Annotated in this window: 15 protein-coding genes; 13 read left to right on the plus strand and 2 right to left on the minus strand. The window is 67.7% G+C overall.

Annotated features, from left to right (window positions below; all coding sequences use genetic code 11):
* Positions 1-53: 53 nt before the first annotated feature.
* From moxR1 to ACAG24_RS18220, 6 genes are read left to right on the plus strand one after another with little or no spacing between them, the layout of a single operon-like run.
* Positions 54-1,193: a chaperone MoxR1 gene (gene moxR1 / locus ACAG24_RS18195; protein ID WP_370474076.1), complete on the plus strand. Its 1,140-nt coding sequence runs from the start codon at positions 54-56 to the stop codon at positions 1,191-1,193.
* Positions 1,194-1,232: 39 nt separating this feature from the next.
* Entirely contained in the window at positions 1,233-2,138 is a 906-nt protein-coding gene (locus ACAG24_RS18200; protein WP_370474077.1) for a DUF58 domain-containing protein, read from the plus strand.
* A 27-nt stretch (positions 2,139-2,165) separates the two neighbouring features.
* Positions 2,166-3,173: a VWA domain-containing protein gene (locus ACAG24_RS18205; RefSeq protein ID WP_370474078.1), complete on the plus strand. Its 1,008-nt coding sequence runs from the start codon at positions 2,166-2,168 to the stop codon at positions 3,171-3,173.
* 52 nt (positions 3,174-3,225) lie between these two features.
* Positions 3,226-3,948, plus strand: coding sequence for a 3-oxoacyl-ACP reductase FabG1 (gene fabG1 / locus ACAG24_RS18210; protein WP_370474079.1), 723 nt, complete (start codon positions 3,226-3,228; stop codon positions 3,946-3,948).
* Between the two features lie 19 nt (positions 3,949-3,967).
* The gene (inhA, locus tag ACAG24_RS18215; RefSeq protein ID WP_370474080.1) at positions 3,968-4,777 is read left to right on the plus strand and encodes an NADH-dependent enoyl-ACP reductase InhA; all 810 of its coding nucleotides are present in this window, start codon (positions 3,968-3,970) and stop codon (positions 4,775-4,777) included.
* On the plus strand, positions 4,778-5,800 hold the full coding sequence (locus ACAG24_RS18220) for a ferrochelatase (RefSeq protein ID WP_370474081.1): 1,023 nt from the start codon (positions 4,778-4,780) through the stop codon (positions 5,798-5,800).
* Here ACAG24_RS18220 and ACAG24_RS18225 read toward each other — a convergent pair.
* Entirely contained in the window at positions 5,797-6,666 is an 870-nt protein-coding gene (locus ACAG24_RS18225; RefSeq protein ID WP_370474082.1) for an Rv1486c family protein, read from the minus strand. The genes ACAG24_RS18220 and ACAG24_RS18225 overlap by 4 nt on opposite strands.
* A gap of 59 nt (positions 6,667-6,725) precedes the next feature.
* On the opposite strand from ACAG24_RS18225, the gene ACAG24_RS18230 reads away from it, so the two are divergent.
* Genes ACAG24_RS18230 through ACAG24_RS18240 form a run of 3 tightly spaced genes read left to right on the plus strand, consistent with a single transcriptional unit; the run spans position 6,726 to position 8,707 of the window.
* On the plus strand, positions 6,726-7,160 hold the full coding sequence (locus ACAG24_RS18230; protein ID WP_370474083.1) for an NfeD family protein: 435 nt from the start codon (positions 6,726-6,728) through the stop codon (positions 7,158-7,160).
* Positions 7,161-7,175: 15 nt separating this feature from the next.
* Positions 7,176-8,348 (plus strand): SPFH domain-containing protein, encoded by a 1,173-nt coding sequence (locus ACAG24_RS18235; RefSeq protein WP_370474084.1) that lies wholly within the window; start codon positions 7,176-7,178, stop codon positions 8,346-8,348.
* Positions 8,345-8,707 (plus strand): DoxX family protein, encoded by a 363-nt coding sequence (locus ACAG24_RS18240; protein WP_370474085.1) that lies wholly within the window; start codon positions 8,345-8,347, stop codon positions 8,705-8,707. The genes ACAG24_RS18235 and ACAG24_RS18240 overlap by 4 nt, the downstream gene beginning before the upstream one ends.
* Here the strand turns inward: ACAG24_RS18240 and ACAG24_RS18245 are convergent.
* Entirely contained in the window at positions 8,694-9,404 is a 711-nt protein-coding gene (locus tag ACAG24_RS18245) for a TVP38/TMEM64 family protein (RefSeq protein ID WP_370474086.1), read from the minus strand. The genes ACAG24_RS18240 and ACAG24_RS18245 overlap by 14 nt on opposite strands.
* Positions 9,405-9,514: 110 nt before the next feature.
* On the opposite strand from ACAG24_RS18245, the gene mutA reads away from it, so the two are divergent.
* Genes mutA through lipL form a run of 4 tightly spaced genes read left to right on the plus strand, consistent with a single transcriptional unit; the run spans position 9,515 to position 15,924 of the window.
* On the plus strand, positions 9,515-11,383 hold the full coding sequence (mutA, locus tag ACAG24_RS18250; RefSeq protein ID WP_370474087.1) for a methylmalonyl-CoA mutase small subunit: 1,869 nt from the start codon (positions 9,515-9,517) through the stop codon (positions 11,381-11,383).
* Between the two features lies 1 nt (position 11,384).
* Positions 11,385-13,643, plus strand: a complete 2,259-nt coding sequence (scpA, locus tag ACAG24_RS18255) for a methylmalonyl-CoA mutase (protein ID WP_370474088.1) — start codon at positions 11,385-11,387, stop codon at positions 13,641-13,643.
* A complete protein-coding gene (gene meaB / locus ACAG24_RS18260) occupies positions 13,630-14,619 on the plus strand; it encodes a methylmalonyl Co-A mutase-associated GTPase MeaB (protein ID WP_370474089.1) in 990 nt (329 codons plus the stop codon). The genes scpA and meaB overlap by 14 nt, the downstream gene beginning before the upstream one ends.
* 51 nt (positions 14,620-14,670) lie before the next feature.
* Complete coding sequence (gene lipL / locus ACAG24_RS18265; protein WP_370474090.1) at positions 14,671-15,924, plus strand: esterase/beta-lactamase LipL; 1,254 nt, start codon at positions 14,671-14,673, stop codon at positions 15,922-15,924.
* Positions 15,925-15,930: the final 6 nt, after the last annotated feature.

Genomic DNA, 15,930 nt, shown 5'->3' on the forward strand with positions numbered 1-15,930 from the left:
TGACGGCGGGCGCGTGGCCCAGCACGTACGGCGCATGTGGAAGGAACTTTTTGATGACCTCACCGAGTGGACCGCCGCAGGGCGCTGGAGGATATCCCGGACAGGCCCCCGCACCGGGCTACTCCGCCGGAGCCCACGCCGCCCCGTCGTCGAACGGCGGTCTGCAGAACGAGGTGCACACCCTCGAGCGCGCCATCTTCGAGGTGAAACGGATCATCGTCGGCCAGGACCAACTGGTCGAGCGCATGCTCGTCGGCCTGCTGGCCAAGGGCCACGTCCTGCTCGAAGGTGTGCCCGGTGTCGCCAAGACGCTGGCGGTCGAGACCTTCGCCAAGGTGGTCGGCGGCACGTTCGCACGCATCCAGTTCACCCCTGACCTGGTGCCCACCGACATCGTCGGTACCCGTATCTACCGGCAGGGCAAAGAGGAGTTCGACATCGAACTCGGCCCCGTCGTGGTGAACTTCCTTCTCGCCGACGAGATCAACCGCGCGCCCGCCAAGGTGCAGTCCGCACTCCTGGAGGTCATGGCCGAGCGCAAGATCTCCATCGGCGGTAAGACTTTCCCGCTGCCCAGCCCCTTCCTGGTCATGGCCACGCAGAACCCGATCGAGCAGGAGGGCGTCTACCAACTGCCGGAAGCCCAGCGTGACCGCTTCCTGTTCAAGTTGAACGTCGACTACCCCTCGCCCGAAGAAGAGCGCGAGATCATCTACCGGATGGGCGTGAAGCCGCCCGAGCCCAAAGGCATCCTCACCACCGGCGACCTGCTTCGCCTCCAAGACGTCGCCGCGAACAACTTCGTGCACCACGCGCTGGTCGACTATGTGGTGCGCATCGTCACCGCCACGCGCGAGCCCGAGAAGTTCGGCATGCCCGACGCGAAGGCGTGGATCGCCTACGGCGCCTCGCCGCGTGCCTCGCTGGGCATCATCGCCGCCTCGCGCGCGCTGGCCCTGGTGCGTGGCCGCGACTACGTGATCCCGCAGGACGTCGTCGAGATCATCCCCGACGTGCTGCGCCACCGGCTGGTGCTCACCTACGATGCGCTGGCCGACGAGATCTCCGCCGAGACCGTGGTCAACCGGATCCTGCAGACGGTCGCCTTGCCCCAGGTGAATGCGATTCCCCAGCAAGGACATTCGGTGCCGCCCGTCGTCCCGGCTGCCGCAGCCGCGGCGAGCGGTCGCTGACCTTTGACACGGTCAAGCCGCGCTGTCGACCTCCCGTCGATGAAGCGGGGGGAGATCCGTGACCCCGCGCTGACGGCGGCGCTGCGCAAGCTCGAGCTCACGGTGCGCCGCAAGCTCGACGGTGTGTTGCACGGCGATCACCTCGGGCTGCTGCCGGGGCCCGGCTCCGAACCGGGAGAGTCGAGGGTGTACCAACCCGGCGACGACGTGCGGAGGATGGACTGGTCGGTGACCGCGCGGACGACCCATCCGCACGTGCGTCAGATGATCGCCGACCGCGAGTTGGAGACCTGGTTGGTGGTCGACGTGTCGGCCAGCCTGGACTTCGGCACCGCAGGCTGTGAGAAGCGGGACCTCGCGGTGGCCGCGGCGGCGTCGATCGCGTTCCTGAACAGCGGCGGAGGCAACCGGATCGGCGCGATCGTCGCCAACGGCGAGACGGTGCGACGGGTGCCTGCGCTGTCCGGGCGGATGCACGAGCAGGAGCTGCTGCGCACCATCGCCACGATGCCCAAGGCGCCCCCCGGTGTCCGCGGAGACCTCGCCGCCGCCATCGACTCCCTGCGCAGGCCCGAACGGCGGCGCGGGATGGCCGTCATCATCAGCGACTTCCTGGGGCCGATCAACTGGATGCGTCCCCTGCGAGCCATCGCAGGCAGGCACGAGGTGCTCGGTATCGAGATCCTCGATCCGCGTGACGTCGAACTGCCGGTGGTCGGCGATGTCATCCTGCAGGACACCGAGACCGGCCGCACCCGGGAGTTCACGATCGACGAGCGCCTGCGCACCGACTTCGAGCAGGCCGCCGCTGCCCACCGGGCCGATGTCGCGCGCACCCTGCGCCGCTGCGACGCGCCGCTCCTGACACTGAGGACGGATCGTGACTGGATCGCCGATGTGGTGCGGTTCGTGGCGAGCAGACGCCGTGGCGCCCTCGCCCGCTAGAAACGACAACGAAATGGCAAGTAACGCATGACTTTACCGTTGCTCGGACCCATGTCGCTCTCGGGTTTCGAACACCCCTGGTTCTTTCTGTTCTTCCTCGTCGTCATCGGGCTGATCGCGCTCTACGTCATCGTCTCGCTGTCGCGGCACAAGCGGATGCTGCGCTTTGCGAACATGGAGCTGCTGGAAAGCGTCGCGCCGAAGCGGCCCAGCCGGTTGCGCCACCTCCCGGCGGTGCTGCTGATCCTGTCGCTCGTGTCGTTCACGATCGCGATGGCGGGACCCACCCACGACGTGCGCATCCCGCGCAACCGTGCCGTCGTGATGCTCGTGATCGACGTGTCCCAGTCGATGCGTGCCACCGACGTCGCGCCCAACCGCCTCGTCGCGGCGCAAGAAGCCGCCAAGCAGTTCGCCGACCAGCTGACACCGGGAATCAACCTGGGCCTGATCGCCTACGCGGGCACCGCAACGGTGCTCGTCTCGCCGACCACCAATCGCGAGTCCACCAAGACGGCGATCGACAAGCTCCAGCTCGCCGACCGCACCGCGACCGGTGAGGGCATCTTCACCGCGCTGCAGGCCGTCGCCACCGTCGGTGCGGTGATCGGCGGTGGTGACGAGCCCCCGCCCGCGCGCGTCGTGCTGATGTCCGACGGCAAGGAGACGGTGCCGTCCAACCCCGACAACCCGAAGGGCGCCTACACCGCCGCGCGCACGGCCAAGGATCAGGGAGTGCCGATCTCCACGGTGTCGTTCGGCACACCGTACGGCTATGTCGAGATCAACGACCAGCGTCAGCCTGTTCCCGTCGATGACGAGATGCTCAAGAGGATCGCCGACCTCTCCGGCGGCGAGGCCTTCACAGCGTCGAGTCTCGAACAGCTCAAGGAAGTCTTCACCAACCTCCAGGAACAGATCGGCTACGAGACGATCAAGGGCGACGCCAGCGTCGGCTGGCTGCGTCTGGGCGCCCTCGTCCTCGCCGCGGCGGCGCTCGGTGCGCTGTTGATCAACCGCCGACTGCCCAACTGAGCTGTGTAAGGCGATTTCTTAAGAATGAGGCGCACCGACTAAGTTGACGGGCATGACTTCTCCCGCTTTCGTCTCCCGTTCGGTGCTCGTCACCGGCGGCAACAGGGGCATCGGCCTGGCCATCGCGCAGCGGTTGGCCGCCGACGGCCACAAGGTCGCCGTCACCCACCGTGGCTCGGGTGCGCCGGAGGGACTGTTCGGCGTCGTGTGCGACGTCACCGACAAGGAAGCCGTCGATCGCGCCTTCACGGAGGTCGAGGAACACCAGGGCCCTGTCGAGGTGCTGGTGTCCAACGCGGGCATCTCCAAGGACGCGTTTCTGATGCGCATGACCGAAGAGCGCTTCGAAGAGGTCATCGACGCCAACCTCACCGGAGCGTTCCGCGTCGCTCAGCGAGCCTGCCGCAGCATGCAGCGTGCCAGGTTCGGGCGGATCATCTTCATCGGTTCGGTATCCGGCATGTGGGGCATCGGCAACCAGGCCAACTACGCGGCCGCCAAGGCCGGCCTGATCGGCATGGCGCGGTCCATCTCGCGCGAACTGTCCAAGGCCGGAGTCACCGCGAACGTCGTCGCGCCCGGCTACATCGACACCGAGATGACGCGCGCGCTGGACGAGCGGATCCAGGCGGCCGCACTGGAGTTCATCCCGGCCAAGCGCGTCGGCACCGCCGACGAGGTGGCCGGGGCCGTCAGCTTCCTGGCGTCGGAGGACGCGAGCTACATCGCCGGCGCGGTCATCCCCGTCGACGGCGGCATGGGCATGGGCCACTAGAAAGGGCATGGCAAAAGCAATGACTGGATTTCTCGAAGGTAAGCGGATCCTCGTCACGGGGATCATCACCGACAGCTCGATCGCGTTCTACATCGCCAAGGTCGCCCAGGAGGCCGGCGCCGAGGTGATCTGCACGGGCTTCAACCGGATGAGGCTCATCGAGCGCATCCTCGACCGCCTTCCGTCCAAGCCGCCGCTGCTCGAACTCGACGTCCAGGACGACAAGCACCTCGACACCCTGGCCGACCGCATCACCGAGGTGATCGGAGAAGGCAACAAGCTCGACGGCGTCGTGCACTCGATCGGCTTCATGCCGCAGACCGGCATGGGCATCAACCCGTTCTTCGACGCCCCGTACGAGGACGTCGCCAAAGGCATTCACATCTCGGCGTATTCGTATGCCTCGCTGGCCAAGGCGGTGCTGCCGATCATGAATCCTGGCGGTGGCATCGTCGGGATGGACTTCGACCCCACCCGTGCCATGCCTGCCTACAACTGGATGACGGTCGCCAAGAGTGCGCTCGAATCGGTCAACCGCTTCGTCGCCCGTGAGGCAGGCAAGGTCGGCGTGCGTTCCAATCTGGTTGCCGCAGGCCCCATCCGGACGCTGGCGATGAGTGCGATCGTCGGTGGAGCGCTGGGTGACGAGGCGGGCGCGCAGATGCAGTTGCTCGAAGAAGGCTGGGATCAACGTGCCCCGCTGGGCTGGAACATGAAGGACCCGACTCCGGTCGCAAAGACCGTGTGCGCCTTGCTGTCCGACTGGCTTCCGGCGACCACCGGCACCGTCATCTACGCCGACGGCGGCGCCAGCACCCAGCTGCTGTAGATGGAGTTTGACGCGCTGCTGCTCCTGTCCTTCGGAGGCCCCGAGGGACCCGAGCAGGTCATGCCATTCCTGGAGAATGTCACGAGGGGCCGTGGAATTCCCAGGGAGCGCCTGGAATCGGTGGCCGAGCACTATCTGCATTTCGGGGGAGTGTCGCCGATCAACGGCATCAACCGCGAGCTCATCACGTCGATCGAGGCGGAGCTGGCGCGCCGGGGCTGGGAGCTGCCGGTCTACTTCGGCAACCGCAATTGGGAACCCTACGTCGAGGACGCCGTGAAGGCGATGCGCGACAACGGGGTTCGCCGGGCGGCGGTGTTCGCGACGTCGGCATGGGGCGGGTACTCCGGGTGCACTCAGTACCAGGAGGACATCGCGCGCGGGCGCGAAGCGGCCGGCCCCGAAGCGCCCGAACTGGTCAAACTGCGACAGTATTTCGACCACCCGCTGTTGATCCAGATGTTCGCCGACGCGATCGGCGAGGCGGCGGCGACGCTGCCCGAAGAGCTCAGGGCGCAGGCGCGGCTGGTGTTCACCGCGCACTCCATCCCGTTGCGTGCCGCGTCCCGTTGCGGGACAGACCTTTACGAGCGTCAGGTCGGCTATGCCGCGGGATTGGTGGCCGCCGCTGCCGGTTTCGACGACTACGACCAGGTGTGGCAGTCACGTTCGGGTCCGCCGCAGGTGCCGTGGCTGGAACCCGATGTCGGTGACCACCTCGACGTACTTGCGGCCAACGGCACGAAAGCGGTGATCGTCTGCCCTGTCGGCTTCGTCGCCGACCACATCGAGGTCGTCTGGGACCTCGACAACGAACTGGCCGAACAGGCCGCGGCCCGGGGAATCGCGTTCGCGCGCGCCTTCACACCCAACGCACAGCCCCGATTCGCGCAACTCGTCGTCGATCTCATCGACGAACTGCGCCTCGGCCAGGAGCCTGTTCGCGTCGAAACCCCCGCTGCGGTGCCCGGTTACGGCACCAGCGTCAACGGCGCCCCGTGCACGTCAGCGTGTGGTGTCTAGCGCTGCCACGCCGAATGCAGGATCGCGTCGACCGCCGCCAACCGGGCCGAGCGCACCACCGACGTGAGGGGTCGCAGCGCGTCGCTGGCCAGTTGGACCTCCGATGAACTCTGCAAGCCGATCGGGATGAGCCCCGAGCTGACCGTGATGATCGCGTCGACGTGGGCGGCGTTCTCCAGTACCCGCACCGCGCGCGTGGGGGCATGGTCGGGCACCCGGTGGGCCCTGGTGGAATCCAGCACCTGCTCGACGAGCCTGCGCGGATCGCCGACGTCGCCGGCGGATGCGCCTGCCCGCAGCGCGCCGAGCGCATCTGCGGCCGAGCGCACGGCGTCGCGCAGTTGATATTCGGCCTCGCCCAGATCGAAATGGCCCGCGAGGGGTGCCGAGGAGAACGAGTACACCGTCCAGGACAGCCCGGTGAGCTCGGCTTCGTATTCGTAATCGTCGTCGGGATCCAGCGTGTCGGGATAGCTGTCCTGATACTCGAAATCGGGGACGAGACCGATGGCCCCGTTCGTTCCGGTCACGATGACCGCCTCGCCCGCGGCGATGGCGTCGCGGCCGAACTGTGTGCCCGGCGGCAGCCCTCGCACGTCACCCGGGACAGGAAGGGCCAGCGCGATCGCGGGCTGAGATCCCGCGTGGGCGGCGGCGGTGCGCACCGTCTGCAACAACGACACCGATGCCGCGTCGTCGAGGTCCGGCCACGACAAGCCCGTGCGCTCGGCAGCCACCGAATCGTAGGCCGTCACCGAATGCTTTGGCGTCCAGAGGGATAACGCGTCCAGGACATCGTCGGGAGCGGCGGCGCCTGCCAGCCAGGCATTCGTCCACACGGTCAGCGAAACACTCGGGCACCACATGATGGCTGCAGTGTAGTTGTTACCGGCTCATCCAGTCGGCTGCGCGATAGGCTGGCCACATGCCTGTCGCATTGATCTGGCTGATCGCAGCGCTCGCGCTCGCGGGCGCCGAGGCGCTGACCGGGGACCTGTTCCTGCTGATGCTCAGCGGTGGCGCCCTCGCCGCCGCGGGTTCCAGCTTCCTTCTGGACTGGCCCATCTGGGCCGACGGCGTCGTGTTTCTGCTGGTGTCGGTGCTGCTTCTGGTCGGCGTCCGCCCCGCACTGCGCCGCCGGATGCACTCGGGCAAGGGACTTCCCGAGCCGGCGAAAGCCCTTGAGGGGAAGAGCGCGCTGGTTCTCGACCGGGTGGGCCGGCACGCCGGCCAGGTCAAACTCGACGGCGAGGTGTGGACGGCGCGTCCCTACAACGAGAGCGACGTCTACGAAGTCGGCGACCAGGTGACCGTCGTGCACATCGACGGGGCCACCGCGGTCGTATCCAAAGTCATCTAGAGAAGGAGTCCTGTCGTGGATGGTGCCATCGCAGGCTTGATCCTGCTGGCCGTGCTCGTCCTGTTCGCCGTCGTCGTCGTCGCGAAGTCGGTGGCATTGATCCCGCAAGCCGAGGCGGCGGTCATCGAACGCCTCGGCCGCTACAGCAAGACGGTGTCCGGCCAGCTCACACTGCTGCTGCCGTTCGTCGACAAGATCCGCGCGCGCGTCGACCTGCGCGAGCGCGTCGTCTCGTTCCCGCCGCAGCCGGTGATCACCGAGGACAACCTGACGGTCAACATCGACACCGTCGTCTACTTCCAGGTCACCAACCCGCAGGCCGCGGTCTACCAGATCAGCAACTACATCGTAGGCGTCGAACAGCTGACCACCACCACGCTGCGCAACGTCGTCGGCGGCATGACCCTGGAGCAGACCCTGACCTCGCGCGACTCCATCAACGGCCAGCTGCGCGGAGTGCTCGACGAGGCCACCGGCCGCTGGGGGCTGCGCGTCGCCCGCGTCGAGCTCCGCAGCATCGATCCACCTCCGTCGATCCAGGATTCGATGGAGAAGCAGATGCGTGCCGATCGCGAGAAGCGCGCGATGATCCTGACTGCGGAGGGCAACCGCGAGGCGTCGATCAAACAGGCCGAGGGCCAGAAGCAGGCGCAGATCCTGGCGGCCGAGGGCGCCAAGCAGGCCGCGATCCTCGCCGCAGAAGCCGACCGGCAGTCCCGAATGCTGCGGGCACAGGGTGAGCGTGCCGCCGCCTACCTGCAGGCCCAGGGTCAGGCCAAGGCCATCGAGAAGACGTTCGCCGCGATCAAGAACGGCAGGCCGACCCCCGAGATGCTGGCCTACCAGTACCTGCAGACCCTGCCGCAGATGGCCAAGGGCGAAGCGAACAAGGTGTGGCTGGTGCCCAGCGACTTCGGTTCTGCGCTGCAGGGATTCACGAAGCTGCTCGGCGCGCCGGGTGAGGACGGGGTGTTCCGCTACACGCCGTCTCCGGTGGACGACACGCCGCCGAAGGCCGACGCCGACGAGGAAGCCGAGATCGCCGACTGGTTCTCCACCGAGACGGATCCGGCGATTGCGCAGGCCGTCGCCAAGGCCGAGGCTGACGCCCGCACTCCGGTCGACGGACCCGGGCTGCTGCCGCCGTCGGTACCCCCTGCGCCGCGTCACGGGGCGCTGGAGCAGTGAGCGCCCTGACCTCGCCCCGGACCTATTCGGCGCTGGCGGCGCTACAGGCCGCCGACGCGGTCGCGTGTGCGAAGCAGATCCCGCCCATCAAGAAGGCGTTCGACGACGTCGGACTTCCCGAGGACTTGCGGCCGCTGATCCCGATCGTGAAAGCGGCCAGCGCGGTCGGCCTGCTGTCGGTGTTCAGGTTCCCTGCGTTGGCGCGGCTGACGACATTCATGCTGACCATCTATTTCGTGCTGGCGGTCGGTTCGCATGTTCGCGCCAAGGATTGGAGCCCCGGTCTTGTCGCGGCGTCGTCGTTTCTGGCCCTGTTCGGCGCGATGACGGTGAAGGGTCCCCAGCTCACGACGCGGTGACGGGGTCGCGCCGGCGGTGCGACCGGATTTCGACGATGAGTCCCAGCACACCGATCGCGGCGGTGCACAACGACACGACCAGCAGCGCGGGGCTGACCCTGCCGGTCAGCGCATCGCCGAGGATCACGATGGCGGCGGTGCCGGGCAGCACGCCGAAAAAGGTCGCCAGCGTGTAGGGGAGCACCCGCACCGCGGACGCGCCGGCGGCGTAGTTGAGGACCGAGAAGGGCACCGCGGGGATCAGCCGCGTCGCAAGCACCACGGGCCAGCCGCGTTCGCTCATGCGCCGGTCGATCGCGTCGACACGCGGATGGCTCACCAGCCGGCTGACCTGCCAGCCCGCGGTGCGGATCAGCAGCAGTGCGATGAGCGCGCTGACGGTGCTGGCGGCCACCGCGATGGGAATGCCGAGCACCGGCCCGAACAGCAGGCCGGCCGCGAGTGTGAACGCGGTGCGCGGGAAGGGAAGCACCGTCATCACGACGTGCGCGACGAAAAAGGCGAGGGGGAACCACGGTCCCGCCGAGGTGGCCCAGTCGCGAAGCTCGAGTGCCGTCGGCAACGGAACGAGCAGTGCGATTGCGACGAGAATCACAATCGCCGTCAGGACGGCGGCCAGGCGGGTGCGCGGCACCGTCTTCAGCGTGGCGACGACCGCGGCCCTCACGGTACGAAGCGTGCTGACGACGGATTTCACGATTATTCAGAGTACGGGGGAGGCCGGGGCCGTGAGCAAAACCGCCGAGTGCACAGGCTGTGGAATCTGCACACCGGCGCACGCTGATGTGAGCGTCATCATTTAGCCTGATGGCTGTGCAGAAACCCAGCGACGGCGCTGCCGCAGGTGTAGTCGACTCCGATCTGGACCGATGGCGATCCGCCGTGGCGGGCGTTCTGGCGAAGACAACGAAGAAAGACCCCGCCGATCTGGGCTCTGAGCCTGAACGTCTGCTCGACTCGCCCACCTACGACGGGTTCCCGATCCGGCCGCTCTACACCAGTCGGGACGAGCTCACCGAGCCTGCGCTGCCGGGTCGGTGGCCCTTCGTACGCGGTGGCGACGCGCTTCGCGACGTCAAAGCAGGCTGGAAAGTGGCCGACGTCTACCCGGTGGACGGGGCCCCGGCGGCGGAGGCCAACGGCTCGATTCTGCTCGGGCTCACCGAAGGCATCAGCGCGTTGGTGGTGCGCACCGGGGACGGCGGCGTGCCGCCCTCCGATCTGGGCCAGCTGCTCGACGGCGTCTACCTCGACCTGGTGCCCGTCGTGGTGGAGACCGACGGCGCAGCCTACGGCGCGACGGTGCAGGCGCTGGTCGCACTGTTGGACGGCCTGGACGACGACCAACGGTCACGGCTGTCCCTCGACTTCGGGGCCGACCCGCTGAGCGCGCCACTTGCCGGTCGCGCCGCGCCGTGTCTCGACGAGGTCGTCGGCACCGCCGCCCAGGTGGTCGGCTTCGACGGCCACGTGCGGACGATCACCGTCGACGGGCCGACGTTCCACAATCTGGGTGCCAATGCGACGTGGGAGCTGGCCGCCGCCATCGCGGCGGGCGTGGCCTACCTCAGACACCTGGTGGATGCGGGTCTGAGCACCTCCGCGGCGCTCGGCCAGATCAGTTTCCGGTTTGCCGCCGACGACGACCAGTTCCAGTCCATCGCCAAACTGCGTGCCGCGCGCCAACTCTGGGCCCGGGTGGCCGAGGTGGTCGGCGAACCCGAGTCCGGTGCTGCGACCGTCATCGCGACGACGTCGCTGCCGATGATGTCGCAGCGCGATCCCTGGGTGAACATGTTGCGCACGACGGTGGCGGCGTTCGCAGCCGGCGTCGGTGGCGCCGACATCGTTGCGGTGCACCCGTTCGACGTCGCGGTCGACGGCGGATTCCCCGGCACCGCACGCAGTTTCTCGCGACGGATCGCGCGCAACACGCAACTGCTTCTCCTGGAGGAATCCCACATCGGCCGCGTGCTCGACCCGGCAGGCGGTTCGTGGTTCGTCGAGGATCTCACCCGCCAGCTGGCCGAGCAGGCGTGGGCGCACTTCCAGGACATCGAAGCCAGGGGCGGTTTCGAGGCGGCCCACGAGCACATCGGAGCGCAGATCGCCGAGGTCGCACGACGCCGGGCCGACGACATCGCACACCGAAGGACTGCCCTGACCGGTGTCAACGAGTTCCCAAATCTCGCCGAAGTGCCTTTGCCGCAAGGTAATCCGTTGCCGTCAGTGCATCGTTACGGCGCGGACTTCGAAGACCTGCGCAACCGCTCCGACCACTATCTGGAGAAGCGGGGCGCCCGCCCGAAGGCCCTGCTGCTGCCACTCGGGCCTCTCGCCGAGCACAACATCCGCACCACGTTCACCTCGAACCTGTTGGCGTCCGGCGGAATCGAGGCCGTCAACCCGGGCCCCCTGGACGCCTCGGGAATCGCCGCGGCGGTCTCGGAGGCGGGGGTCACCGAGGTGGCCGTCGTGTGCGGTACCGACAAGCGTTACGCCGACGAGGCCTCCGCCGCCGTGGAGGCGGCCAAGGCGGCCGGCGTCGAGTACGTTCTGCTGGCCGGTCCCGAAAAGGCCGTCGCCGAGGCGGCGTCCAAGCCCGACGGCCACGTGACCGCGAAAATCGATGCGGTGCAGACCTTGTCAGACCTGCTGACGCGATTGGGGGCGTGACATGACTGCCACGGAACCGAAGAAGAAGATCGACAGTTTCGCCGGTGTGCCGCTGACCGCTGACGCGGCGACGGCCCCGCCGACGCAGGCCGATGTCACCGAGCAGGTCACAGCGGCCGCGGCCGCCCACGGCTACACCGCAGATCAGCTCGACTGGACCACGCCCGAGGGCATCGACGTCAAGCCTGTGTACATCGCCGCCGACCGCGACGACGTGGTCGCCGCGGGCTACCCGCTAGGCAGCCTTCCGGGCGAGCCGCCGTTCGTGCGCGGCCCGTACCCCACGATGTACGTCAATCAGCCGTGGACCATCCGTCAGTACGCCGGTTTCTCCACCGCCGCGGAATCGAATGCGTTCTACCGCCGCAACCTCGCCGCGGGGCAGAAGGGCCTGTCGGTTGCCTTCGACCTGGCCACCCACCGCGGCTATGACTCCGACCATCCGCGGGTGGCGGGCGACGTCGGCATGGCCGGTGTGGCGATCGACTCGATCCTCGACATGCGCCAGCTCTTCGACGGCATCGACCTGTCCACGGTGTCGGTGTCGATGACGATGAACGGCGCCGTGCTGCCGATCCTGGCGCTCTACGTGGTGGCCGCCGAGGAGCAGGGGGTGCCTCCGGAGAAGCTGGCCGGGACCATCCAGAACGACATCCTCAAAGAGTTCATGGTCCGCAACACCTACATCTATCCGCCGAAGCCGTCCATGCGGATCATCTCCGACATCTTCGGCTACACCAGTGCCAAGATGCCGAAGTTCAACAGCATCTCGATCTCCGGCTACCACATCCAGGAAGCGGGCGCGACCGCCGACCTGGAGCTGGGCTACACGCTGGCCGACGGCGTCGAGTACATCAAGGCGGGCCTGGACGCCGGCCTCGACATCGACAAGTTCGCGCCCCGGCTGTCCTTCTTCTGGGGCATCGGCATGAACTTCTTCATGGAGGTCGCCAAGCTGCGCGCCGGCCGGCTGCTCTGGAGCGAGCTCGTCGCGCAATTCGATCCCAAAAGCCCCAAATCGCTGTCGCTGCGCACACATTCGCAGACCTCGGGCTGGTCGCTGACCGCGCAGGACGCGTTCAACAACGTCGCCCGAACGTGCATCGAGGCGATGGCCGCGACCCAGGGGCACACGCAGTCGTTGCACACGAACGCCCTCGACGAGGCGCTGGCGCTGCCCACCGACTTCTCTGCTCGCATCGCCCGCAACACCCAGCTGCTCCTGCAGCAGGAGTCGGGTACCACCCGGCCGATCGACCCGTGGGGCGGCTCGTACTACGTCGAATGGCTGACCTACCAGCTGGCGGAAAAGGCGCGCGCCCACATCCGCGAGATCGCCGAGCACGGCGGTATGGCTCAGGCCATCAACGAGGGCATCCCGAAGCTTCGCATCGAAGAGGCTGCCGCCCGTACGCAGGCCCGCATCGACTCGGGCGCCCAGACCGTGATCGGCATCAACAAGTACCAGGTCGACGAGGACCACGAGATCGAGGTCCTCAAGGTCGAGAACAGCCGGGTGCGCGCCGAGCAGATCGCCAAGCTCGAACGCTTGCGCGGTGAAAGGGATGAGAACGCCACGCAGGCCGCGCTCGCGGAATTGACCCGTGCCGCGCAGGCATCCGGGCCGGCGGGGGAGGACGGCCTCGGCAACAACCTGCTGGCACTGGCCATCGACGCGGCCCGCGCGAAGGCGACCGTCGGCGAGATCTCCGATGCCCTGGAGAAGGTCTACGGCAGGCATCAAGCCGAGATCCGGACCATCGCCGGCGTGTACCGAGACGAGGTGGGCATGGCGAGCAATGTCAGTGGCGCAACGGAACTGGTCGAGAAGTTCGCCGAGGCAGACGGCCGTCGACCCAGGATCCTGGTCGCGAAGATGGGCCAGGACGGCCACGACCGCGGGCAGAAGGTCATCGCAACGGCGTTCGCCGACATCGGCTTCGACGTCGACGTGGGCTCGCTGTTCTCCACGCCCGAGGAGGTCGCGCGGCAGGCCGCCGACAACGACGTCCATGTGGTCGGGGTGTCGTCGCTGGCTGCCGGGCACCTGACGTTGGTGCCCGCGCTGCGCGATGCGCTCGCCGAGGTGGGCAGGCCCGACATCATGGTCGTCGTCGGCGGTGTCATCCCGCCGGGTGATTTCGACGAGCTCTACGCCGCCGGGGCGACGGCGATCTTCCCGCCGGGCACCGTCATCGCCGACGCCGCGATCGGGCTGCTGAACAAGCTCGCCGAACGACTGGGATATGACCTCACCTGAGCTGGCCGAAGCGATCCGCAGCGGCGACCGCTCTGCGCTCGCGAGGGCGATCACGCTCGTCGAGTCGACGCGTGCAGATCACCGGCAGCAGGCACAGGAGCTGCTCCTGGAGCTCATGCCCGAAGCCGGCTCGGCCATGCATGTCGGCATCACCGGCGTCCCGGGGGTCGGGAAGTCGACGACGATCGAGGCGCTCGGCGTCCATCTGATCGAGCAGGGGCACCGCGTGGCCGTGCTCGCCGTCGACCCGTCGTCGACCAGGACCGGTGGCTCGATCCTCGGCGACAAGACGAGGATGGCGAAGCTGGCCGTCCATCCCGATGCCTACATCCGGCCGTCACCGACCTCGGGAACCCTGGGCGGAGTCGCCAAGGCGACGCGCGAGACCATCGTGTTGCTGGAGGCCGCAGGCTACGACGTGGTCCTGGTGGAGACGGTGGGCGTCGGTCAGTCCGAGGTCACCGTTGCCAACATGGTCGACACCTTCGTTTTTCTGACACTGGCCCGCACCGGTGATCAGCTGCAGGGCATCAAAAAAGGCGTTCTCGAGCTCGCCGACATCGTGGTGGTCAACAAGGCCGACGGCGAGCACGCGGTCGAGGCGAAGTCGGCCGCACGGGAACTGGCCGGCGCCATCCGCTTGCTCTATCCGCGCGAAACGCTTTGGCGTCCACCGGTTCTCACTATGAGTGCGCTCACCGGCGACGGGCTCTCGGAGTTGTGGGACACCGTGTTGAAGCACCGGGGCGTGCTCACCGAAGCCGGTGAGTTCGAAGCGAGGAGACGCACGCAACTGGTGGAGTGGACCTGGTCGATGGTCCGCGACACGGTGCTGGACCGGGTGCTCTCCAGTCCCGGGGTGCGCGCTATCCGTGGCGATGTCGAACGTCAGGTGCGCGAGGGTGAACTCACGCCGGCGCTTGCTGCCCAACGCCTTCTGGACGCCGTCGAGCACCCATCGAAAGCGAGCGGCTAACAAATCGGTAACTCCGGGATTGTTTGCCGTGCCGCGGGGTAAATTCATCTTGTGACGGGTGTCAAAGGTGACCTTCCGCGCGGCGTGCAGGGCGAGGCCGATCCCAACTTCACGTGCGCGGTGCGCACGTTCGCCCAGATGTTTCCTCACCGCCGATTCGGCGGTGGCGCGTTGGCGGTGTACCTCGACGGTGAACCCGTCGTCGACGTGTGGACCGGGTGGTCGGATCGCAGGGGTAAGCGACGGTGGACCGCCGACACCGCCCCGATGGTCTTCTCGGCGACGAAGGGCGTGGCGGCCACCGTCATCCACCGCCTCCACGATCGCGGGCTGATCGACTACGACGCCCCCGTTGCCGAGTACTGGCGCGAGTTCGGCGTCAACGGTAAATCGCAAATCACCGTGCGAGACCTGATGCGGCACCGGGCAGGCCTGTCGCAGCTGAACGGCGTGGCCAAGGTCGACCTGATGAACCACATCGTCATGGAGGAGCGACTCGCCGCGGCTCCCATGAGTTGGCTGCACGGCAAGCCTGCCTACCATGCGTTCACCTTCGGTTGGCTGCTGTCCGGTTTGGCCCGATCGGTCACCGGAATCGGGATGCGCGAACTGATCCGCACCGAAGTCGCCGCGCCACTGAACACCGATGGCATTCACCTCGGCCGTCCGCCCGTGCAGGCGCCGACCCAGCCGGCGCGCATCATCGGTCCGCAGACCCGGCTGCAGAACCCGATCTTCAACGTCGTCGCCCCGCACATCGCTGCGCTGCCGTTCTCGGCGGCGTTCGGCGCGATGTACTTCCCGGGGGTCAAGTCTTTCGTGCAGGGCGACATCCCGCTGCTCGACGGGGAAATCCCGGCGGCCAACGGCGTGGCGACAGCCCGTGCCCTTGCCCGCATGTACGGCGCGATCGCCAACGGCGGCCGGATCGACGGCATGCAGTACCTCTCCGGCGAGACCACCGCAGCGCTCGTGGGGCGCCGCAGCCTGCGCCTGGATCACAGCATGGTCATGCCGCTGTCGTTCCACCTCGGTTATCACGGGCTGCCGATCCCTGGACTGCTTCCCGGCTTCGGGCACGTCGGCCTCGGCGGGTCGCTCGGCTGGGCTGACCCGGAGACCGGACTGGCGTTCGGCTTCGTCCACAACCGTCTGCTGACCCCGATGGTCGTCAGTGACCAGGCCGGCTTCGTCGCCACCGCGGCGCTGATCCGGCGCGGCGCATCGCAGGCCCGTAAGAATGGATACCGGCGGGTCCGCGAGTTCGGCGCGCCCTTCGCCGACACCACCGCGACCGCGGTCTGACTTCCG

It is taken from the genome of Mycobacterium bulgaricum (assembly GCF_041287165.2).
Classification (GTDB): Bacteria; Actinomycetota; Actinomycetes; order Mycobacteriales; family Mycobacteriaceae; genus Mycobacterium; species Mycobacterium bulgaricum.

Excerpts from the sequence above, each read along its gene's own strand:
- fabG1 (WP_370474079.1), top strand. The coding sequence starts at position 3,226 with ATGACTTCTCCCGCTTTCGTCTCCCGTTCGGTGCTCGTCACCGGCGGC.
- mutA (WP_370474087.1), top strand. The coding sequence starts at position 9,515 with ATGGCTGTGCAGAAACCCAGCGACGGCGCTGCCGCAGGTGTAGTCGAC.
- scpA (WP_370474088.1), top strand. The coding sequence starts at position 11,385 with ATGACTGCCACGGAACCGAAGAAGAAGATCGACAGTTTCGCCGGTGTG.
- ACAG24_RS18230 (WP_370474083.1), top strand. The coding sequence starts at position 6,726 with ATGCCTGTCGCATTGATCTGGCTGATCGCAGCGCTCGCGCTCGCGGGC.
- meaB (WP_370474089.1), top strand. The coding sequence starts at position 13,630 with ATGACCTCACCTGAGCTGGCCGAAGCGATCCGCAGCGGCGACCGCTCT.
- ACAG24_RS18220 (WP_370474081.1), top strand. The coding sequence starts at position 4,778 with ATGGAGTTTGACGCGCTGCTGCTCCTGTCCTTCGGAGGCCCCGAGGGA.
- ACAG24_RS18200 (WP_370474077.1), top strand. The coding sequence starts at position 1,233 with ATGAAGCGGGGGGAGATCCGTGACCCCGCGCTGACGGCGGCGCTGCGC.
- ACAG24_RS18205 (WP_370474078.1), top strand. The coding sequence starts at position 2,166 with ATGACTTTACCGTTGCTCGGACCCATGTCGCTCTCGGGTTTCGAACAC.
- moxR1 (WP_370474076.1), top strand. The coding sequence starts at position 54 with ATGACCTCACCGAGTGGACCGCCGCAGGGCGCTGGAGGATATCCCGGA.
- ACAG24_RS18225 (WP_370474082.1), bottom strand. The coding sequence starts at position 6,666 with ATGTGGTGCCCGAGTGTTTCGCTGACCGTGTGGACGAATGCCTGGCTG.
- inhA (WP_370474080.1), top strand. The coding sequence starts at position 3,968 with ATGACTGGATTTCTCGAAGGTAAGCGGATCCTCGTCACGGGGATCATC.